This window comes from Myroides sp. (genome assembly GCF_032073645.1).
Taxonomy (GTDB): Bacteria; Bacteroidota; Bacteroidia; order Flavobacteriales; family Flavobacteriaceae; genus Flavobacterium; species Flavobacterium odoratimimum.
On record NZ_DAMANB010000003.1, the window covers coordinates 77,323 to 98,473 of the forward strand.

Consider the following 21,151-nt stretch of genomic DNA (forward strand, 5'->3'; position numbering starts at 1 on the left):
AAAGATACACTATTCCTTAATTATCTTATTCTAAAATTATTACGAAAAATGTTATCATCTTAATTTTTCTCTACCAAATCTCTTATCAAAATAAACGGTCCTATCCTAGGTAAAACAAGAGATTAGCAATAATATACCTCCTACTTCTATACCCCGACTTGAAAATGTACCTTTGCGCAGATTTTTAATTAAAAGATTTTTAAAACAATGAAAAACCTTAAAGGAATTCTATTCGCATTGATTTCTTCGGGTACATTTGGTTTGGTGCCTTTGTTCTCCTTACCATTGATACTGCCGAACTTGCGACCAGAAGGAGTGGTTGCTATAGGCATACCGACCATTCTATTTTATCGATTCTTATTTTCATCTGTGACCATGGGCGCAGTATGTTTGTACAAAAAAACAAGCTTAAAAATTTCTATTAAAGATCTAGCAGTCGTCTTTTTCTTGGCGTTATTGTATGCCGCAACAGCCAAATTCTTAGTCGATGCGTATGAGTATATAGATAGTGGGCTAGCCACTACTGTACACTTCTTATACCCTATATTCGTCAGTATTGTCATGATTATGTTCTATAAGGAGAAGAAGTCTATCGCACTCTTGGTAGCGTCTATTCTATCTCTAGTGGGAGTCGGTATGATGTGTATACACGGTGAGGCTTCGCCTTCACTGATCACAGGTCTAGTACTCTCTGCCCTGACGATATTCACCTATGGACTGTATATCGTAGGCTTAAATAAATCTAGAATATCAGAGATGAACTTTGATTCATTGACTTTCTACGTATTGTTAATGGGGTGTTTAATCTTCTTATTCTACTGTCTTTTCACTACAGGAATACAGACGGTGACCCTTACAAGCGATTGGATCAACCTTATTCTATTAGGAGTATTCGCTACCTTCATTTCTGACTTATGTCTAGTACTAGCAGTGAAGCACGCAGGTAGTACTGTCACCTCTATCCTAGGATCTATGGAACCCATAGTAGCTGTACTAGTAGGTACCTTATTCTTCGCAGAGCACTTCGACTGGATGTCTGCTATAGGTCTACTATTCGTATTAGGTGCTGTAACCTTAGTTATTATCGCTAATCAAAAGAAATAGTAATTGGTTTACGGTTATCAGTGAACGGTTAACAGTCTTGCCCTACGGGCATAAGGTACCTAGATGATGTGACAAACTATGTATTAATATAATAAACTAAACGACCTCACACCTTCACAAAAAAACGATTTCAAAAAAAGCCTGCTAGTATGTCTAGCAGGCTTTTTCTATTCTTCTTTATTAAGCTTCTCTTTCTAATACATCGTCAAGACTCTCTTTGCGCACATCTACTAATTTCATCTGTGGATAGACGAACAGTTGTTGTTTTGCATAAATATCTTTAATGATGGCTAAGCATTGTGCTTTATCAGCATACATCTGTGGGTTGACTAATGTAGGAGGATTTAACACCTCTACTAAGATACGGTCTTCATCACAGTGAAACTGCATCGTGTGTGCACCTACCGTAATACCGACGAAGTTATCCACTAAATCTATCGTCTCTGAGAATATCTCTATACATTCTTCTAGTGTTAGCTCTAGATTCTCTTCAGATAGATTCTCATAATAATCTGTATAAAATACTGTAATCATACTGCGCTTTAATTGTTATAACACCTTCTAGACAACGCTATCTCAGTGGAAGTACAAAGGTATCGTTTTTTTCATTTTTTGCCTTATCTTCAGATATCTTCTCAGTAATTAAAACACCATCCTTCAAAATAACCTATCACAACCTCAAGAGCAAATACATGAAGAATACGTGGAGTATAAAAGGATACTCCTTCAACAAACAACCTCTTAGCTCCACCATTATCGGTGTATTGTCCCACTATTGTCGAACAATCTTCGATAAAACCCCATGAATACTGGCTTTAAGACAGGTGTATGCTAATAGTAATCTTAACACAAAAAACAACAACAATCTATATATCAAATACTTAATAAAAATACTACTCAAAAAAAACATACCATTTTTTTCTATTAAATCCCCATTAATCTCCAAAAAAGGGGGATTTCTTAAAAAAAGGTGTTCAAAATTTCTAAAATGAGAGAAAAAAACGACTAATAACTAGATGAAAACAAAAAAGTAATGCTATTTATTTGTGTGATACTTTCTTCTGAAGGGAATTATTTGCGCTCCACACATATTGTTGTAAAAGATAAAAGAGGATACCTCCTAAGATATAACAGCCTATATCATATAGATCTGCTGTATAACGAGAAGTGTGCTGAGGAAGGTAATATTCAAAATAAAAGGTGTAGTATAAGACTACACTAGTGATCATCAAAGGTGACAACTGATATGCACTCCCTTTCCATAGGCGTAGAATGACTAATATCACTGTCATAGTAAGGGGAATAGAGAGAATATCGTTGACATAATTATTAATAAAGGATGGTAACTCTACCTCCAGGCGTTGTGCTGTATAGATAGCCCCACCCACTACTAACATAGTAATGAAAGTCCAATGCTTCAATACACTCATGCTACTATCATCCCGATTAGCCAAGCTATAAACATCGTCACTGCCATCACAGTAAACCAAACGCCATAGACTAACTTAAAAAATAAACGTACTAGCAGCCATGGGTGCTTCGTCATACGGAGTAGAAACTTCTCTATCGCAGAAGGCTCTTCGGCTAATGCCTTAGCAATGCGTTCGCGTTCTAAGTGCTTGCGTTCTTCTTCACGTTGCTGTACCATATTCAATGCATGTCCACACGATATACAGTTATCTGTATCTACATTAAATGTTCCGCATTTGGAACAACGAATATGTACTTGTCCTTTAGTCATAAATCAAAATAATCTTCTGTCTTCAAAACTACTATTTTATAGTACAATAAAAAAAGCCTTTACTCCAATAAGGAAATAAAGGCTTCTTCCGTTAATAAAAATATAGTTATTACTTTTGATCTACGTTATGTTGTCCATGAGCACCTCTTCTGTGTTCCATCACTTCTAGATTCTCATCTACGAAGTATGCACTACCGAATCCGTTCACATAAGAACCTTTAACTGGCTTAAAGTTAAACATGATGAAGTCTTCTAAGTTATCTAATACTTCTACTACCTTACCATGTCTTTCTCTTAAGTCAGCGATTGCTTTCTCGTATAATGGGTTTTCTTTCTCGATTAACTCCGCTTGAGTATCTAAAGTTAAACGGTGTCTAGCATATAATTGTTTAGATACGCTCTCATCTTCTACAAACATGAATGATACTTGCTTGCGATCACGTAAGTTCTTTGTATGTTTTGCCATAAAAGAAACTAATATCTGAAACTCATTACCTACTCTAGAATAAGGAGCTGTACTTACTAATGGTGTTCCGTCCTCGCTGATAGTAGCCATCATTACTGACTTACACTCATTGATTAATTCTTCGATTTTAGGAGCTTTAGGCTTTACTTTATGTTGATCGAAATTTGGGTTTATTGTATCTGTACTCATCTCTTATAAATTTTAATGAAGCGAAGATAATAAATTATTTAAACTAAATAAGAATAAGAAAGTAGCTTTAACAACATTATGCCATAAAGACACAAATAAATGTACTAGCTATCCGTACTAGGTTTAAATAAATTGCCTAGAAGTGTGTGTTTAAAAATAATTGTATTTTTATCGCCTAGTCAAGACAACAATGAAAAGAACACTTTTAATAGCACCACTATTATTACTATTAATGAATTGTGGTAGTTTTAACTCTACTACAAAACGAAAAGGGAAAACATTTAAAACAACAGTATTAGACCATGCTGTAGAGAAAAGTTACTTACTAATCACAGAAACTTATGCAGATGGAAAATCGAATACAATAAATAAAGATAAAGAGAATACAGAAACAGAAATACGCAACTTCTTATTTACTTATGATGAATATGGTCAATTAGTCAACACCTACTCTAGTAATATCGTCAATGAGAAAGCGACTAACCCTTCTAGCTTAGGAGTGGTGTTAAATGCTAAGAAGCAATTGACAACTATTTCACTAGACGAGGATACCGATAAGTTAAAAGCTGTTTATAAAGATAATATCCTTCATCAAATCACACATTACGAGCCAGAGTTTAAAGAACTAGTGGTTAGTACATTTAGCTATGATAAGCATCAACTACCTGTACATGCAAGATTAGGCAATGAAAGCAAACCTAATGAAGTTATCAATCTTGACTTCACCTATGACCTTAATCAGAATGTACGTACCTATAAGAATCCTCTAGAGTTATTCTCTTTTAGCTATGATGATAAGCAGTATATACTAGCAGGGCAGCCTTATTACTATAATCCGTTCTACTATATGTCTATAGATTGGTTGACCTTTACTACTTATGCTCCTAAAAACAACATTGTGGGGTTCGAAGATGATGAACACATCACTACCATAGACTATACTTATAATACAGACAACTTACCTATCACAGCAAGGGTTAGAAAGACTTCTAAAACAAATGCTCTAGATAGTAGAGTGACGTGTGAATATGAGTTTTATTATAAAGAACTAGAGCTAATCCGTTTAAAAAACAAGAAAAGATAAAACCATGAAGTCTATCAGCTTAGTTCTTCTACTACTACTTATATTTCCTATTGCTTGGGGACAACCAATCACAGTAGTAGAACGAGTAATAGAGAAACAACATATACCGAAAGCGCATATTATATCTATCAACCCCAATCCTTCCATAGATCAAACTGATGGAGATACTGAGGTATTTATAAGACACTATGATTTTACATACAATACGCAGGGTGTCTTAATTTCGACTAGTAGTTACACTATAGAAAATGATATGCCTAGTTATCCCTTTACTACATACATAGAGATGGAGGATAAGCATACTATTAAAAATATTGATTTAGGATCTGATACGAGCTCTTACAAACTAGAGTACACAGATAAACTACTAAGCTCGTTTATATTTACTAACAGTAATTTTAGAGAAACGAGAACTAGTACATATAACTATAACACGAACTTATTACCAAGTCAGATTACGATTAGCACTATACCAGAAAAGACGAATGCTATTAAAATAAGTTTGGAGTATAACGATAAGTTAAGCTTGAACAGAGAAATATATAATGGTCAATACACTGACTATACTTATGACAATAAAAAATATCCTTTCAGCTATCTGCCATACGGATATACTATATCTAGTTTCTTAGGGACTGAATCCTTAATATTTACAAATTATATTCAACAAAACAATGTAATTAGAATTGAAAATGTTAAATTTATAACTTCTATAGACTACACATATAACAAGAAAGAATTCCCTATTACTGCTAGAATCACTAGTATAGATAAAGAGGATAAGAACAACAAAAGGCTTTTATATGAGTATGAATTCATCTATAAAGAATTACATATACCAATAATGAAGTAATATATTATAAAAATACTATGAAAAGAAGTTTGTTATTCACTCCACTGTTACTATTCGTAATTAGTTGGAATAGTTATAGTACATCCAGTCCTATACCTTCTGATCAGATAAAGAAACTGACTGTAGTAAGCCAAGTTGTCGAGAAGAACTATGTTCCTATTGATAACGCTACCCTTATCGGTGATGTAAATGTAGTAGACGGAAGTACGTCTAATACTGAAGTATCTATTACTAAATATGACTTTAATTATAATGATTTAGGTCAACTGACTTCTGTGGAATCCTATTTAGTAGAGAATGGAGCACCTAGTAGTTCTTTCACTGCTACCATGGAGTTAGATGAGAATAACCTACTGCGCAAGGTCATCTATGGAGAGAATAAAATGAGCTTAGACCTAGTATACGACAATAAAATACTTCAATATACAGAGTTTAAGGATTTATACTATGACGAGTCTAGAGTAAGTAAGATCGTGTATAATAGACTAGACTTACCTGGCTCTATACAGATATCTTCTAAGCCTCAGTACTCTGATCCTGAAGTAACTGACTTTATCTATAATCCTAGTAACAATCTAAAGTTAGTCAACCTAGATAGCAATAAGACAATCTATACTTATGACCAAAAGAATTACCCATTTGCTTACTTGCCTTATGCGTATAATGTGTCAAACTATCTTAGTGCTAATGAGCTGATGTACACTAACTATAATCAACAAAACAATGTCGTTAAAATAGAAAGTAGCGACCTCCTAACTACGATAGAGTACACTTATAATGCTCAAGATCTACCTCTGACTGCTAAGGTAAAAACAGTAGTCAAGTCTATGCCTAACGAGCAACCAAGTATTTATGAATATGAGTTTACTTATAGAGTAATAGAGCTGATGTTATAACAAAGAAGGTTAGCCAATGGCTAACTTCTTTGTTATTATAAATCTAACTGATAGATATAATCATCCATTACATATCCCTGTCCGATATCAAAAGTCTTAGACTCTATACACTTCATATTATTGCGGATATAGAAATCTATAGCACGTTGGTTATTTTTATTTACGGTAAGATATAGCGCAGTAGCGCCTTCACGTCTAGCATACTCTACTACATGCTCAAACATAAAATATCCTAAGCCCTTTACTTGTTTATACACATTAGTATATAATTTAGAAAGAAACACACGGTTGTCCTCCATAAGCTTATAGTTTGTGTAGCCTAATAACTCGTCCCCTTGCATTAACAGTTCCCATTGGTACCCTTCTTTTAGTTCACCTAAGATACGCTCATCACTATACATCATTGGTAGCATATAGTCTATCTGTTCTTGTCCGATAATATGAAGATACGTATCCTCCCATATCTTCTCTGCTAAAGGAAGAATTAAGTGTATATTACTTTTATCTACAGATATAAAAGTGGTTGTTTCTACTAAGTTATTCATTGTTATGATTCTTTATAAGATGACGAAAATACGATAAATGCACTGAATTCAAGCTTTCCATACAATAATTATCAATCACTTGACAATAACAATATTTTAAGTAATTTTGTTAAAAAAACTTAACTATGAAAAACAATTTAAGAATACTAGCACTATGCCTAGTAGGTATGTTTGCAGCAAACTGCTCCTCTGATGACAATTCAATTACAAATAAAACAATAACTGAAGAAGAAATATCACTAATGTCTCCAGATGAAATACATAAAAAGATAACTGGAAAATGGGAACTCATAAAACTTACTGATGTCGAAACAGGAGAAAATATTACACTTACTGACACAGAAACGCCTTATGTTAATGAATCAGAAGAGTTCTATTCTACTCTTCATTTTACAGGTTCAAGTCTTCTTGTTTTTCAATTGCAATACGATAAACAAGTATACATTTATTGTCTAGAACAGAATAAACAAAATTCAAATGACGATGAAGTAAATAAATGCACATATGAAACTTATAGAGGAAAGTATTTAGTGAATTCTGGAGGATATATCAAAATAACATATGATGGAAGTGGATCACAACATTACCATCCAAACAGAACAGTTAAAATTAAAGAGTTTTCCGAGAACACCCTTATCTTATACGTTGTTGATACAAAGATGCATGTTAATGCATTTGAAACATATCAACGATTAAAATAATACTGTGATTTAAGTTATAAAGTAAAAGGCGTTCTTTCGAACGCCTTTTACTTTATATCCTGATTAGATATTATCCTTTATAGTTAGTCAAGAAGTCAACTAGAGTACGTACTCCACTTCCTGTACCACCATTACCTTTATAATCTCTAGGAGCATCCATCCAAGCTGGACCTGCGATATCCATGTGTACATAAGGTGCTTTAGCGAAGTGCTCTAAGAACTTACCTGCTGTGATAGTACCTGCAAAACGTCCACCGATATTCTTCATATCTGCTACGTTAGATTTCAACAAGTCTTTATAGTCATCCCAGAAAGGTAGCTTAGCTAAACGCTCGTGTACGTTGTATCCTGAAGCGATAATAGCATCGATAGTCTGCTCATCATTCCCCATAATACAAGATGCCATATCTCCAGCTACTACTAAAGCTGCACCTGTAAGCGTAGCTGCATCAATAATAACCTCTGGATCATACTGAGTAGCATAAGCAATAGCATCTGCTAAGATCATACGTCCTTCTGCATCTGTGTTTAATACCTCGATAGTCGTACCGTCAAACATAGTAATCACATCACCAGGAGCATAAGCATTTCCTCCAGGACGGTTATCTGTAGCAGGAACTAATCCGATAACGTGAACATTCACATCATTTAAAGCTGCTGCATAGATAGTACCTGCCATACATGCTGCACCTCCCATATCGCTCTTCATAGAGTCCATAGAACCCGCAGTTGGTTTTAAGCTTAGACCTCCTGTATCATACACTACTCCTTTACCTACTAGTACGATAGGCTTTTTATTGATTGGATTAGCAGGCTTGTACTCCATAATAGTAAAAGTAGGTTGATCAATAGATCCTTTATTAACAGCTAATAAACCACCCATTTTAAGATCTTCAATCTCTTTGCGACCTAATACTTTCACTGAGAAGTTAGCCTCTTTACCTAGAGCTTCTATTTCAGTTGCTAATTGAGTAGCATTTAAGAAGCTTACAGGTTCGTTTACCATAGTACGAGCCCAATACACCGCTTTTACAGTATTGTTTAAGTCGCTGATTTGTTTAGCTGTGAAATCTCCTTTTACCTCAACATTACTCAAAGCGAACTTCATTTCTTCTGCTTCTTTGAAGTATTTTAAGAATTGGTAGTTTGACAACATAAATCCTTCTACTAAAGCTAATGTAGAAGCGCCATTACCTACGATAGTAAGGTTGTCAGCTTTTTTATCTAATTGTTTACGAACGCTATTACCAGCTAAACGCATTTTTTCTAAGTTCTCATTCTCTTTTACGAAAAAGAAATACTGACTTCCCACTTTAGCAAAGTCTTCTTCTTTTTTCCCTTCTTCGAATGCTTTTACAAAATCATTTAAGAATGCAGGAACCTCAACAATTCCTTTGTTCTCACTACTTAAAACGAAAACAACGTTCCCGTTTTCTTTCATGTTATTTACTAGTTGTATCATCTTTGTCTTTTTATATTACTGCAAATATAACATTTTTAGACGCAACTAAAAAAGAGCTTTTCTTAAAACTCTGCTATAATCCTTGAAGTATCCAAAAAAGACACATTTTACGTTTTTAGACAAGTATTTATCGAATAACAATAAATTTTATTTGTTTTATAAAAAATTAAATATACTTTTGAATTACAATTAACCAACTAAATTACTAACGATGATAAAATTACTAATCCATTGGGCTATGCTTTTAATAGCATTATGTGAACGATTAATAAACGTATTATTTTAAACCTAGATTATGAAGCTGAAATTACTTACAGTTATATTTATTGTATTATATATAGCCAATCTTTGTGTACACTTTAGAGATTTTCAACAAGGGTATAATAATGCTCCAGAATGTCATGATGATAAAGTGTATACTACTTTGATCGTTAAACAGACTCCTAGTGATACCTCTGACCTTCATTTATCTCTAACAGATAAAAAAACTACTGGTATACAAATACGTGAAATAAAAGAGACTATTGAAATAGAAGTTCCTAAACAATATTCGAACGGGATTAGTAATTTCTTCATAGGTTTGTTAGGTATCCTTACTATACTCCTTTTCCCAGTTATCATTATTGTATTTATAAAATTCTTTAAAAACTTATATAATGGTAATATAGCATCTAATAGTCAAATAAGACGACTACAAATTCTAGCTTATTTTCAATTACTTCTACCTGTATTAGGGAATATATTTATTTATTATTCAAACAAAGAACAACAAGAAGTAGCTAATATCTATAACCTCAACCTAGTTAAGTATGACTATGATTTTTCGTTATTTATTATTCCTTTAATTCTGTTATTGATTGTTGAAGTATTAAAGCAACATTTAACTTTAAAAGAAAATGCTGAACTAACCATATAACTTGATCTTATGAAACTAAAATTTCTAACTATATTATTAATCATTGCCTATTTATTTTCCTTTAACAACCACTTTAGGGATATGAAAAGAGGTTTTAATGAAGGTTCTGACAGCGCAAGAAGCATTTCGACAAATCCTTACTATATAACAATCAAAAACGGTACAGAATACAATGCAAAATTAACTACTAATCATAACTCACCTAAGATAGCAGTAACTGATTCAACAAGTAGAATTCGTGTAGATGATGTTCCTTTTAGTTATTCATTTCTTAGAACTATTATGATAATGAGTTCATTTATTTTTATCGGCTTTATAGTCTATGCCTTATACAATAGCTTTACTATTCTAAAGTTTTTGTACAAAGGAGAAACTGTTAGTCGTATTCAAATTAAACGTATAAAAGTACTAGCTTCTATACTTTTAGGTCTTGCTATTTATGAGAATATACTCGAATATCTATCTACTTACGAAGCATCAAGAATAGCATCTCTATATAACCTAGAAGCTGTAAAAGGTGATTTTAATTTCACGATGTTCTTTATTCCTTTAATTTTGCTGATGATTGTAGAAGTATTGAAACAACATTTGCGTCTAAAAGAAGATGCAGAACTAACCATATAACCCCACGATATGCCAATAATAGTAAACCTTGATGTCATGATGGCTAAGCGAAAGATATCGCTTAATGAGTTGGCTGAGCGTGTAGGTATCACCGTGAGTAATCTATCCATACTCAAGACCAATAAGGCAAAAGCCATACGCTTCAGTACATTGGAGGCAATCTGTAAAGAATTAGATTGTCAACCAGCTGATATACTAGAATATGTAAATGAAGACTAAGCTAAATGCTTGGTCTTTTTATTCTAACATACTTGCATTCCCTTGAATAACAACAATTAACCACCATACAATAGGCACACTCTCTACCCAGAATAGCGTAAAGAACTTAGTTCGTTTCGGTGAAGCATATACAATAAAAAACAGCGTTAATAATACAATCAACATATTATTCCATGCCTGTATAGGCTGATAACCTACCTTAAAGAATTCGATAACATAAAAAGGAATTAGCAGTAATCCTAATAGCCATTTGGTATTAGCTATTCCTAGCATCTGAGGTAAGGTCTTCAAATACTTATCGTCATACTGTAAATCAACGACTTCAAATATTCCAATTAGAATAAACACTAAGATAAAACGCTGTATAAACTTAACTACAATATCCCAACTGACTGGTATATCAGCATTCATCACTGGCACTATAAGCGTTACAGTAGCCCAACACAGACATACGATATACACTTTAAGTCCTGCTAGATTGCGCAGATTACTTCGGTTACTACTGATAGGAATAGCGTATAGTACTGATAACACCAATAAACTCAAAGTAACGAATTGTGCTTTCCAATTCAGCATAAAGAAGGCAACAGTACCTATCAGCAACGCAATAATACTTATCCCTATAATGACTTTCAGACGTAGTGTAAATGGGTTCTTATGTCTATAGATTACTTCAGCATACTTAATAAAGTTATAAGAAAACAGCGTTCCTGTAAAAGCTAAAGTAGACACGACTGCATCAAATGGAAGGTGACAGAAATAAAATGTCATCTGCACTAAAGCAAAGACTGCTAACGAAACGTGAACACTTCCGTTTAAATAAAGAGCAACTATTCTGTTTTTTAACAAATCCATATTAATTATCAATCTAACTAGTGTAATGCTTATTTACTTTTCAAAATTAATCGATATAAACATACAATTGTCAGATTAATGGTTATTTTTGTGTGATTAAACACAACTTTTATTTATTGTCCAAATGAAAACAAACGCATTTGCATTAAGACACATTGGTCCTCGTCCTGAGGATATGGCAGAAATGCTTAAAACAGTGAAAGCTGATAGCATCGAACAATTAATCAACGAAACTTTCCCAGACGCAATCCGTCTTAAAGAAGACTTAAACCTTGCTCCTGCAATGACTGAGTATGAGTACTTATCTCACATTCAAGCATTAGGAAACAAAAATAAAATATTCCGTTCTTTCATCGGTTTAGGATATAATGAGGCAGTAGTTCCTGCAGCTATTATCCGTAACGTATTTGAAAACCCAGGATGGTATACAGCTTATACTCCTTACCAAGCTGAAGTAGCTCAAGGTCGTTTAGAAGCTTTATTAAACTTCCAAACTACTGTTATTGAGTTGTCAGGTATGGAGATTGCTAACGCTTCATTACTAGATGAGGCTACTGCTGCTGCTGAAGCAATGATCTTATTATTCGACGTAAGAACAAGAGATCAAAAGAAAAACAACGTAGTGAAGTTCTTCGTTTCTGAAGAGATATTACCACAGACTCTATCAGTATTACAGACTCGTGCTACTCCATTTGGTGTAGAATTAGTAGTAGGTAACCACGAAGAGTTTAACTTCTCAGAAGAGTACTTCGGAGCGATCTTACAGTATCCTGGTAAACACGGTATCGTAGCTGACTACGCTGACTTTATCAACCAAGCAAAAGCAAAAGACATTAAAGTAGCTGTAGCTGCTGATATCATGTCATTAGTATTATTAACTCCTCCAGGAGAAATGGGAGCTGACGTAGTAGTAGGTACTACTCAACGCTTTGGTATTCCATTAGGATTCGGAGGTCCTCACGCTGCTTTCTTCGCTACTAAAGAAGAGTATAAACGTAGTATGCCAGGTCGTATCATCGGAGTATCTAAAGATGCTGATGGTAACTTCGCTCTACGTATGGCTTTACAAACTCGTGAGCAACATATCAAACGTGAAAAAGCTACATCTAATATCTGTACTGCTCAAGTATTATTAGCTGTTATGGCTAGTTTCTACGCTGTTTACCACGGACCTAAAGGGTTGACTAATATCGCTTCTTTAATCCATGCTAAAGCAGTAACTGTAGCTACTGAATTAGGTAAATTAGGTATCGAGCAAGTGAACGCTAACTTCTTCGACACTATCTTAGTGAAAGCTGATGCTGCTAAAGTGAAACCTATCGCTGAAGCAAACTCTATCAACTTCAACTATATCGATGCAAACACTATCTCTATCTCATTAAACGAGACTGTAGAGTTAGCTGATATTAACGCTATCGTTAATGTATTTGCTCAAGCTACTGGTAAGACAGCTACAGAAGTAACTACATTAAGCACTGAAGTTAAATACCAAGATAAACTAAAACGTACTTCTAAGTTCTTAGAGCACGCTGCATTTAACAGCTACCACTCTGAGACTGAGTTAATGCGTTATATCAAAAAATTAGAACGCAAAGACTTAGCTCTTAACCACTCTATGATCTCTTTAGGTTCTTGTACAATGAAATTGAATGCTGCTGCTGAGATGTTACCATTGAGTAACGCACAGTGGAACAACGTTCACCCATTCGTACCTGCTGACCAAGCACAAGGATACTTAGAGATGTTACACGGATTAGAAGAGAAGTTAAATGTGATTACTGGTTTTGCTGGTACTACATTACAACCAAACTCTGGAGCTCAAGGAGAGTACGCTGGTCTTATGGCTATCCGTGCATACCACCACTCTAGAGGAGACTTCCAACGTGATATCGCACTTATTCCTGCTTCTGCTCACGGTACTAACCCTGCTTCTGCAGCAATGGCTGGTATGAAAGTAGTAGTGACTAAAACTACTCCAGAAGGTAATATCGACGTGGCTGACTTAAAAGCTAAAGCTGAACAATATAAAGATAACTTATCTTGTCTGATGGTTACTTACCCATCTACACATGGTGTATATGAGTCTGCTATCATGGAAATCACTCAAATCATCCATGATAACGGAGGACAAGTATATATGGATGGTGCAAATATGAATGCACAGGTGGCAATCACTAACCCTGCTAATATCGGGGCAGATGTATGTCACTTAAACCTACACAAGACTTTCGCTATCCCTCACGGAGGTGGTGGACCTGGTGTAGGACCTATCTGTGTGGCTGAGCACTTAGTACCATTCTTACCTACTAACCCTATCGTTAAAGTAGGTGGTGAGAAAGGAATCACTGCTATCTCTGCTGCTCCTTATGGATCTGCATTAGTATGTTTAATCTCTTACGGATACATCACTATGTTAGGAACTGAAGGTCTTAAGAAAGTAACTCAACAAGCAATCTTAAATGCTAACTACATGAAGACTCGTCTTGAAGAGCACTACGCTATCCTTTATACAGGAGAGAAAGGACGTGCTGCACACGAGATGATCGTTGATGTACGTGAGTTCAAAGAAAAAGGTATTGAAGTAACAGATATCGCTAAACGTCTTATCGATTACGGTTTCCACGCTCCTACAGTATCTTTCCCTGTTGCTGGTACACTAATGATCGAACCAACAGAAAGTGAGAGCAAAGAAGAGCTTGACAGATTCTGTGATGCGATGGCTTCTATCCGTCAAGAAATTGAGAATGCAACTATCGAGAACCCTGTGAACGAGCTTAAGAATGCTCCTCACACATTAGCATTATTAACTGCTGATAACTGGGATCTTCCATACTCAAGACAGAAAGCTGCTTACCCACTTCCTTATGTAGCTGAAAACAAATTATGGCCTACTGTACGTCGTATTGACGATGCTTACGGTGACAGAAACTTAATTTGTTCTTGTGCTCCTATCGAAGTTTATATGGAGAACTAATCTTAACTGATTTATCTATACAGAAAACGCCATCACTACGATGGCGTTTTTTTATGCTCTACTATGTTCTTTTTGACCAAAGCTACTAGGTAGCACCTCTATAGTTATCAACAATATTGTTAATAACTATAATTCATCTTATTCACATTATAAACAGTGATAACCTCAATATCAATAAAGAAACAAACACCACTAATACAATCACTTACAAAAAAAATATTAATTATAGAGAATAATATATCTCTAGAGTTATCAACATTTTTACTCCGTAAATAATTTTTATTAACAGGGTTATCAACATAGTTATAAACACTGTTGTTAACTATAAACTATCGTATTCGAAGTAACCTCCTTGTTCTTTAATATGAGTGACCATCTCTTTATATATACTATTATGACTAAGCACCTCAGCATTACCGATGATAATCATTTGCTCTTTTGCACGAGTCAGAGCCACATTTAACTTACGGTCTACTGACTGATCCTCATTAAGACTCACTACCCCATCTAGCTGAAGTACTTCATTAATGGTAAACGAATAAATAATAATATCTCTCTGCCCTCCCTGAAAGCGTTCTACTGTATCGACTACTATATCTCCAGCATTTAGAATATCACTACCTTCTAGCTTATTTTTAATCAGGGCTATCTGATTCTTAAACGGAGCTATAATTCCTACTCGCTTAGTCAAATCTGCACTACGACCATTTAGTTGATAAAGTTGTTCTATCTTTTGTAATAATTGAACTACGAAGTCAGCTTCTTTCTCACTTGTTTTCTTTTGTTGTCCTGCGTGGTGTTCTTCCACATTGACAAAGAGGACTCTCTTCTGTGCTAGTATTGCACTTAATAGATCATCATCTACAGGCTTTAAGTTTAACGGAGCTACTTGTCTCTCCAGACTATTTTTAGCTACTCTAGTTAAATTCTCTAATGTATATGCCTCTTTTAGTTTGCCTTCATAGAATGCTATATTAGGAAATGCCGCTATCTCTCTATGCATACGCCCTTGATAGGTCAATGTATCATGTGCATAACTAAGTTTATTCAGTTCACAGAAGTTATATAATCGTTCGAATAATGAATTGCGTCTATCCGCTAGTCCTATCTGTTCTAGCAGAGGATTATTAGTCTTAGACAATGTATCACTCTGTACCACTATCGCAGGCAGTTGTTTGTGGTCACCAATCATAATAAACCTTTTACACTTCGGCAATAACCCTATAATCTGAGGTTCTAATATCTGAGAAGCTTCATCTATGATAACCGTATCAAATTTCTTTAGCTTGAACACATCATTCTTACTAGACATAGTAGCTACTGTAGACAGAAACACTCTATTATTACGAATGATATTAGACAAAACATTTCTAGTAAATCTCCTACCCGATTTCTCTAACGCCTCACTCTCTCGCTTAATAATCGTGCTGACTAGATGATCAGCATATTTCTGACTACTAGATAACGGGCTACCTATACGCACAAACTTATCTATAGCAGATACATGCTCTAGCGCATCCGTCACCGCACCACATAGCTCATCCACAGCCTTATTAGTATAGGCTAGAAGTAATATATTCTGATTAGTATTGGTATATAATTCTTCTACAAGCTCCTTAATAATATGAGAAGTCTTACCCGTACCAGGAGGTCCATTTAGTACAAAGTAATCTTCTGCTGACAACGCATTATTTAATATTCTATTCTGCTCTACAGAAAGAGTAGGCTTATAGAACCCATAATTTATCCCTTGTCTAGGAGGTAGCACATTGAGGATTACCTCTCTCTTATTCTTCGGTGCGTTCATGAACGCATATAGACTCTTATACATACTCGTAAAAGAAGAATCCATAGAGTCGCGTTCTAGCGCCCATAAGCGATATTGATTAAAGTAATTAATCCCTCTCTGTTTATGACGAAATACAACTGTTACCGTTTCTTTAGTGATACTCTGTATCGTACATTTAAATATCTGATGCTTCACTGCTGTGTCAGTATCGTGATCTCGAGGATATAATACACAGACATCTCCCTTTCTAAAGTTGACAAAGTCATCTACTAATGTTCGCCTAAAGATAATTTGCTTCTCTTCTTCAAAGATTTTATTCTCTATAATCTCTAAATCATATAAGATACTATACTTATCTTTTTTGACCTCAGCACTGTCTATCCATAAACTTGCCAATCCGTGACTTCCTTCGTAGTCACTCGCTCCTAACTTACTAATGTATTGTTCTCTTGCGATAAAGCTGACAAAAGAATAAAAATAAGTACGCTCTAACGCTGAGCACTTCTCTAGCACAGACGTAAACATATCTATCTGCTTATAGAGCATATCTTTAAACTTGGTATTCAGATTAGGGTTACGCACTATATTCTCCCCTTTTACATAGTGGAGTAGCAGCGCTACTTTCTCCAGATCATCTGACTTTAAGATATGTTCATTTAGTACTATTCTATTTCTCAACTCAAATATCGCCTGCACTCGACGAAGGTTGATCTGATCTTTACGAAGATTATTAGTTCTTGGTTTACTATAAAAAATAAAACCACTCAGATACTTCTCATTTCCTATCTCTCGATACGGTATATCATATACCACAGATAGCATGAGGTGATATAAATACAGCTGTACAGTGTGATTAGGTTTCACCCCTACCCCGTCATCAGGATAGACCGTTCCACCAGACTTCAGCTCCACGATAGTTGTCTTTAGGTTATCTTTCTTTATACTATGAAGAAGGTCTAAACGTCCCTGTACCCCATAAGTATTACACAAAAAACTCGGCTCTAGATTAATATCTCCCTCATTCGTGATACCATAGTGTACAAACTCTTCTAGATACACTCTCTTGATTGTATTAAAATGAGTTTCACAATCATATCGATATTGTTTAAACTGCTCTATGTCTAATATATCAGGACAAGCCGTATGTTCAAAAGGATAGTTCTCAAAGTGGTGGACAAAGACTGTATTAAAGTCTACTGTCTGCGCGTCTTCTGCACCTACTAACTCATCCATGACAGCATTAGCAAAGTTACCAATGAGTAGATACTTATTATTAGGTATCTCATCGAACTTCGACTTTATAAAGCTCAATGAAGAAGTCCCATAGTCTTGAAAACATTCTGCTATAGCAGACACATCTATTAAGTAATCTGGTTCTAGTATAAATATCTTCGGATGATGTATTTGATGATCATCCACTCCTATATTAATCAAGTGTAGTGTAGCTCCCTTCCATATTTTCTCTATAGAACTAAATGAAGCATTCACTCCTTCTTCATTAATCTGTACACGTATAGGCTGTCCATCTTCTGCATTCTCTACATCACATAAAAGTAAATTATCCTTAATCCCCAATACATTAACTCTCAACTTATCAATAATCTGCTCAAACTCATTATGCTTCAGGGCTAACCTCTGAATAGGAAATGGGTAATATGACCTATTCGCATCAGGTACAGGCACCTGAAATACGTAAGAGATAAAATCATTTACATCCATCCAGTAGGTCTCTAGATATAGATCTAACTCTGCCGAATCATACTTAGTCAAATCATTACTGATCATTCTAAAACTGTGGATAACACGGCTCGCATTATACTTATTACATATAAAGGATAGACGAGAGAATAGATTAGAAAGACTGATCACCTCATCCTTTACTACATATTTACATATTTTCTCTAGTAGATTTCTAAGTAGTCTGTACTTAGCACGTGTAGTCAGTTCTGTATTATTGATAATATCTACTAATGAGGTAAAGTATAAGGAAGTATATTTATTATCAAGCATGTGCAGTATCCGTTTTAAACATCAAAGATAATCTAGATTTTACAGTTAGTAAAATATCTCACCTATACATAAAAAAAAGAATTGTCTTATTAACTAAGACAATTCTTCTCTAAAACATTTAATAACTTGTGAACTATAATTGTAACCTCTCAAGCAAATTTAACTTATAATAATCTATAGTTCTATTCACTATTCAAAGTAAAAATAACTAATACGTCAATAAATCAAATATTTGACTTAATCGCCTCTTATTACAATTTATGATCATGTATATTTATCCTATTGATATACTATTCTTTAGTACAGAGTAAAACAACTGTCAGTATAGTCGAGAAGTACAGTCTTCTGTCCTCCACTATTTCCTTCTAAGTTTACTTCTGCATACTGTTACATTTCATTCAGTTTTAGTCGCCTTGAGTCCGTAGTGAGTCCGTTATGAGTCCGTTATGAGTCCGTAGTAAGTCCGTTATTTTAACCAAAACAACGGACTGAAGAAGGAGACACATCCCTTCTAGTGTAGAATCAAAAGCAACATAACTGCTATAAGACTAAAAGCTAACTAAATGCACAGAAGAACCACTACTTCCTCATATTCTTTAACTAAACATAACACATGCTATTTATAGACAATATCCTTACCTGATCTACCCTCTTATAATCATAGCGTTCATGAAATAAAAGTAAATTTCTCTACAGTGATATTGTTTTTAGACAAACTGATAACTATCATATAATATCGATTTAGATATTAGTACTTTTACCAGTGCCAATAATTCGTATAAAGTTTTTATACAGCTGTTTTTTAGACGAAAAGAGAAGTATATGGGATATACTTCTCTTTTTATTATTTCACGATAGGAACCTTGTTAGACTCTAGTGGAGCCTCATAGATTTTATACCCTAATTTCTTCACCTCTTCTAGTAGCTTAGGACTTAGTACCTGCTCTACAGCCTTCGTATTATACACATAGGCTACATAGTACTTATACCCACCATCACTGATACTATCTTTACACGCATACCAAGTAGGAGCTACTGCTAGTTCGGATTTAAAAGGAAGTCTTAGCTGTACGAAGCTTTTCGGCTTGATGATCACATAGTCTGTTACCTTCTTTGTTTTTAGCTTCTCTTGCCACTTCGTTAATAAACCGTCCGAATCATAATCCCCACTCATCAGCATCGGCTCATCGATATGACTTGCCTTATTATACACTCTCTGTCTCAACACATATACTTGGTTCTCATACGTACTTCCTACACTAGCTCCATAAGCTAACTCTGAAGTATCCCACGGAAACCAATATGTATCATTAGAGTTATTCATTACTACAATAGTAGCTAGGCTATTATCCTTCACAGTGGAGTCTAACACCTTAATCTCTATTGGTTTTTTTGCGCTTTGGCCAAAAGCACAAAATGCACTAATAAGTGCAACAAAAACAATAATTAATCTATTCATTTTCAACCGTCTCTTTAATCCGCACAAGATAATAACTACATATTATTTGTCCTCTAAAAGGAATTATAATTTCACAAATTAGAACAAGTATAAATAAGGACTTATATTTGTACTCAAACACAAAACAATCATTATCTATATCATGAAGAAGTTTTTCTATACATTATTATTTCCATTGGCTCTACTATTTGCTCATCCTATCACTGCTCAAGAAGCAATAGAAATAGGAAAAACATATACAATCCAATCTAAAGTGCTTAACGAAGATAGAAAGATACAAGTATACCTACCTGCGGGATATAATGAAGCTCAATATCCTAATCAGCAGTATCCTGTCATCTACTTACTAGATGGAGAAAGTAACTTTAATTATCTAACAGCCTATCTAGATAAGCTAAGTAGATATCCATACCCTTCTATCCCTGAGATGATCATAGTAGGAGTGATTAATACCAATAGAACAAGAGATCTGACTCCTACTAAAGTAAGTAGTGAGGAGATGTCTACAGAACAGGCTAAGAAAATAAAAGGTGAAAATGGAGGGAATGATGCCTTCTTTAAATTCTTAAAGGAAGAAGTCTTTACTTACGTAGATACCAACTACAGAACACTGGATTACAAAATACTAATCGGTCACTCATTCGGAGGAATTACTGCGTTAAACAATCTACTGAACTACACAGATATGTTTAACGCTTATATCGTACACGACCCAAGTATATGGTGGGATAATAAGGTTATACTAAGAGAATATACTGATGGGATAAACCAAGACTTTAAACACAGAAGACTATTCCTTACCCAAGTGGGCGAAAGCGAGAACAAAGGTCACCTAAGTGATCATTATAGTTCGATTAAAGAATTTGATAAATTATTAAGTACTAATACTCCTACTACACTGAGTTATCAATATGTAGCCTATGAAGGAGAAGACCACGGTAGTATACCACTAAAAGGAAATCTAGATGGACTAAGATATATATTTGACGGCTATCGAATCAACTTTAAAGAATTAAAGACCAATCCAACACTCTTAGAAGAAACTTTCGATCAGCTGAATAAACAGATGCATTATGATTTTAAACCGACTGAAAAATTCTTAGATACGGTGATTAAATATTTCACCTCTACAGGAGACAATGAGACAGCCAATCAAGTCACTAAGTATAAGAATACGCTTTACAAGAAATAACGCAGTAGTATCGCGCGCACATTCTTTTAATGCCAATAAGTAATAGTAAACAATAAATATTACTTATTGGCA

At 34.6% G+C, this 21,151-nt stretch carries 19 protein-coding genes; 10 read left to right on the forward strand and 9 right to left on the reverse strand.

Features of this window, described 5'->3' with window-relative positions:
* The first annotated feature begins 207 nt into the window (after positions 1-207).
* Entirely contained in the window at positions 208-1,104 is an 897-nt protein-coding gene (locus RT228_RS03370; RefSeq protein WP_313138458.1) for an EamA family transporter, read from the forward strand.
* A 180-nt stretch (positions 1,105-1,284) separates the two neighbouring features.
* Here the strand turns inward: RT228_RS03370 and RT228_RS03375 are convergent, their stop codons facing one another.
* The 4 genes from RT228_RS03375 to RT228_RS03390 all read right to left on the reverse strand — a co-directional run bounded on the left by RT228_RS03375 (position 1,285) and on the right by RT228_RS03390 (position 3,500).
* Positions 1,285-1,638 (reverse strand): hypothetical protein, encoded by a 354-nt coding sequence (locus tag RT228_RS03375; protein WP_041894120.1) that lies wholly within the window; start codon positions 1,636-1,638, stop codon positions 1,285-1,287.
* A gap of 506 nt (positions 1,639-2,144) precedes the next feature.
* Positions 2,145-2,534, reverse strand: a complete 390-nt coding sequence (locus RT228_RS03380) for a hypothetical protein (RefSeq protein ID WP_313138459.1) — start codon at positions 2,532-2,534, stop codon at positions 2,145-2,147.
* A complete protein-coding gene (locus RT228_RS03385; RefSeq protein ID WP_006259545.1) occupies positions 2,531-2,845 on the reverse strand; it encodes a hypothetical protein in 315 nt (104 codons plus the stop codon). Before RT228_RS03385 ends, RT228_RS03380 begins: the two co-directional genes overlap by 4 nt.
* Positions 2,846-2,954: 109 nt before the next feature.
* Positions 2,955-3,500, reverse strand: coding sequence for a HugZ family protein (locus tag RT228_RS03390; protein ID WP_006259546.1), 546 nt, complete (start codon positions 3,498-3,500; stop codon positions 2,955-2,957).
* 190 nt (positions 3,501-3,690) lie between these two features.
* Between RT228_RS03390 and RT228_RS03395 the strand changes: the two genes are divergently transcribed.
* Genes RT228_RS03395 through RT228_RS03405 form a run of 3 tightly spaced genes read left to right on the forward strand, consistent with a single transcriptional unit; the run spans position 3,691 to position 6,333 of the window.
* Entirely contained in the window at positions 3,691-4,584 is an 894-nt protein-coding gene (locus RT228_RS03395) for a hypothetical protein (protein WP_253113302.1), read from the forward strand.
* A 4-nt stretch (positions 4,585-4,588) separates the two neighbouring features.
* Positions 4,589-5,437 (forward strand): hypothetical protein, encoded by an 849-nt coding sequence (locus RT228_RS03400; RefSeq protein ID WP_313138460.1) that lies wholly within the window; start codon positions 4,589-4,591, stop codon positions 5,435-5,437.
* Between the two features lie 17 nt (positions 5,438-5,454).
* Entirely contained in the window at positions 5,455-6,333 is an 879-nt protein-coding gene (locus RT228_RS03405) for a hypothetical protein (protein WP_313138462.1), read from the forward strand.
* Between the two features lie 35 nt (positions 6,334-6,368).
* Here RT228_RS03405 and RT228_RS03410 read toward each other — a convergent pair whose 3' ends face one another.
* A complete protein-coding gene (locus tag RT228_RS03410) occupies positions 6,369-6,878 on the reverse strand; it encodes a GNAT family N-acetyltransferase (RefSeq protein WP_313138463.1) in 510 nt (169 codons plus the stop codon).
* A 125-nt stretch (positions 6,879-7,003) separates the two neighbouring features.
* Here RT228_RS03410 and RT228_RS03415 point away from each other — a divergent pair, with 125 nt between their 5' ends.
* Positions 7,004-7,579, forward strand: a complete 576-nt coding sequence (locus RT228_RS03415; RefSeq protein WP_313138465.1) for a hypothetical protein — start codon at positions 7,004-7,006, stop codon at positions 7,577-7,579.
* Positions 7,580-7,649: 70 nt separating this feature from the next.
* Here the strand turns inward: RT228_RS03415 and RT228_RS03420 are convergent, their stop codons facing one another.
* A complete protein-coding gene (locus tag RT228_RS03420) occupies positions 7,650-9,041 on the reverse strand; it encodes a leucyl aminopeptidase family protein (protein WP_041894145.1) in 1,392 nt (463 codons plus the stop codon).
* Between the two features lie 295 nt (positions 9,042-9,336).
* On the opposite strand from RT228_RS03420, the gene RT228_RS03425 reads away from it, so the two are divergent.
* The 3 genes from RT228_RS03425 (at position 9,337) to RT228_RS03435 (ending at position 10,800) form a co-directional block, all read left to right on the forward strand.
* Positions 9,337-9,957 carry a DUF2975 domain-containing protein gene (locus tag RT228_RS03425; protein ID WP_313138466.1) on the forward strand — a complete coding sequence of 207 codons (621 nt, stop codon included), beginning with the start codon at positions 9,337-9,339 and terminating at the stop codon, positions 9,955-9,957.
* Between the two features lie 81 nt (positions 9,958-10,038).
* Positions 10,039-10,581, forward strand: a complete 543-nt coding sequence (locus RT228_RS03430; protein ID WP_313138467.1) for a DUF2975 domain-containing protein — start codon at positions 10,039-10,041, stop codon at positions 10,579-10,581.
* 9 nt (positions 10,582-10,590) lie between these two features.
* A complete protein-coding gene (locus tag RT228_RS03435; RefSeq protein WP_006259555.1) occupies positions 10,591-10,800 on the forward strand; it encodes a helix-turn-helix domain-containing protein in 210 nt (69 codons plus the stop codon).
* A gap of 18 nt (positions 10,801-10,818) precedes the next feature.
* Here the strand turns inward: RT228_RS03435 and RT228_RS03440 are convergent, their stop codons facing one another.
* Positions 10,819-11,655 carry a hypothetical protein gene (locus tag RT228_RS03440; protein WP_006259556.1) on the reverse strand — a complete coding sequence of 279 codons (837 nt, stop codon included), beginning with the start codon at positions 11,653-11,655 and terminating at the stop codon, positions 10,819-10,821.
* 124 nt (positions 11,656-11,779) lie between these two features.
* Here RT228_RS03440 and gcvP point away from each other — a divergent pair, with 124 nt between their 5' ends.
* On the forward strand, positions 11,780-14,629 hold the full coding sequence (gcvP, locus tag RT228_RS03445; RefSeq protein ID WP_313138468.1) for an aminomethyl-transferring glycine dehydrogenase: 2,850 nt from the start codon (positions 11,780-11,782) through the stop codon (positions 14,627-14,629).
* Positions 14,630-14,951: 322 nt separating this feature from the next.
* Here the strand turns inward: gcvP and RT228_RS03450 are convergent, their stop codons facing one another.
* Positions 14,952-18,428 carry an AAA domain-containing protein gene (locus tag RT228_RS03450; RefSeq protein WP_006259559.1) on the reverse strand — a complete coding sequence of 1,159 codons (3,477 nt, stop codon included), beginning with the start codon at positions 18,426-18,428 and terminating at the stop codon, positions 14,952-14,954.
* Positions 18,429-19,272: 844 nt separating this feature from the next.
* Positions 19,273-19,887: a hypothetical protein gene (locus tag RT228_RS03455; RefSeq protein ID WP_006259560.1), complete on the reverse strand. Its 615-nt coding sequence runs from the start codon at positions 19,885-19,887 to the stop codon at positions 19,273-19,275.
* A gap of 142 nt (positions 19,888-20,029) precedes the next feature.
* Between RT228_RS03455 and RT228_RS03460 the strand changes: the two genes are divergently transcribed.
* Complete coding sequence (locus RT228_RS03460) at positions 20,030-21,079, forward strand: alpha/beta hydrolase (RefSeq protein WP_006259561.1); 1,050 nt, start codon at positions 20,030-20,032, stop codon at positions 21,077-21,079.
* The last annotated feature ends 72 nt before the right edge of the window (positions 21,080-21,151 follow it).

Bases quoted from the DNA above. Each gene is read 5' to 3' on its own strand.
- RT228_RS03370 (WP_313138458.1), top strand. From the start codon at position 208: ATGAAAAACCTTAAAGGAATTCTATTCGCATTGATTTCTTCGGGTACA.
- RT228_RS03375 (WP_041894120.1), bottom strand. From the start codon at position 1,638: ATGATTACAGTATTTTATACAGATTATTATGAGAATCTATCTGAAGAG.
- RT228_RS03380 (WP_313138459.1), bottom strand. From the start codon at position 2,534: ATGAGTGTATTGAAGCATTGGACTTTCATTACTATGTTAGTAGTGGGT.
- RT228_RS03385 (WP_006259545.1), bottom strand. From the start codon at position 2,845: ATGACTAAAGGACAAGTACATATTCGTTGTTCCAAATGCGGAACATTT.
- RT228_RS03390 (WP_006259546.1), bottom strand. From the start codon at position 3,500: ATGAGTACAGATACAATAAACCCAAATTTCGATCAACATAAAGTAAAG.
- RT228_RS03395 (WP_253113302.1), top strand. From the start codon at position 3,691: ATGAAAAGAACACTTTTAATAGCACCACTATTATTACTATTAATGAAT.
- RT228_RS03400 (WP_313138460.1), top strand. From the start codon at position 4,589: ATGAAGTCTATCAGCTTAGTTCTTCTACTACTACTTATATTTCCTATT.
- RT228_RS03405 (WP_313138462.1), top strand. From the start codon at position 5,455: ATGAAAAGAAGTTTGTTATTCACTCCACTGTTACTATTCGTAATTAGT.
- RT228_RS03410 (WP_313138463.1), bottom strand. From the start codon at position 6,878: ATGAATAACTTAGTAGAAACAACCACTTTTATATCTGTAGATAAAAGT.
- RT228_RS03415 (WP_313138465.1), top strand. From the start codon at position 7,004: ATGAAAAACAATTTAAGAATACTAGCACTATGCCTAGTAGGTATGTTT.
- RT228_RS03420 (WP_041894145.1), bottom strand. From the start codon at position 9,041: ATGATACAACTAGTAAATAACATGAAAGAAAACGGGAACGTTGTTTTC.
- RT228_RS03425 (WP_313138466.1), top strand. From the start codon at position 9,337: ATGAAGCTGAAATTACTTACAGTTATATTTATTGTATTATATATAGCC.
- RT228_RS03430 (WP_313138467.1), top strand. From the start codon at position 10,039: ATGAAAAGAGGTTTTAATGAAGGTTCTGACAGCGCAAGAAGCATTTCG.
- RT228_RS03435 (WP_006259555.1), top strand. From the start codon at position 10,591: ATGCCAATAATAGTAAACCTTGATGTCATGATGGCTAAGCGAAAGATA.
- RT228_RS03440 (WP_006259556.1), bottom strand. From the start codon at position 11,655: ATGGATTTGTTAAAAAACAGAATAGTTGCTCTTTATTTAAACGGAAGT.
- gcvP (WP_313138468.1), top strand. From the start codon at position 11,780: ATGAAAACAAACGCATTTGCATTAAGACACATTGGTCCTCGTCCTGAG.
- RT228_RS03450 (WP_006259559.1), bottom strand. From the start codon at position 18,428: ATGCTTGATAATAAATATACTTCCTTATACTTTACCTCATTAGTAGAT.
- RT228_RS03455 (WP_006259560.1), bottom strand. From the start codon at position 19,887: ATGAATAGATTAATTATTGTTTTTGTTGCACTTATTAGTGCATTTTGT.
- RT228_RS03460 (WP_006259561.1), top strand. From the start codon at position 20,030: ATGAAGAAGTTTTTCTATACATTATTATTTCCATTGGCTCTACTATTT.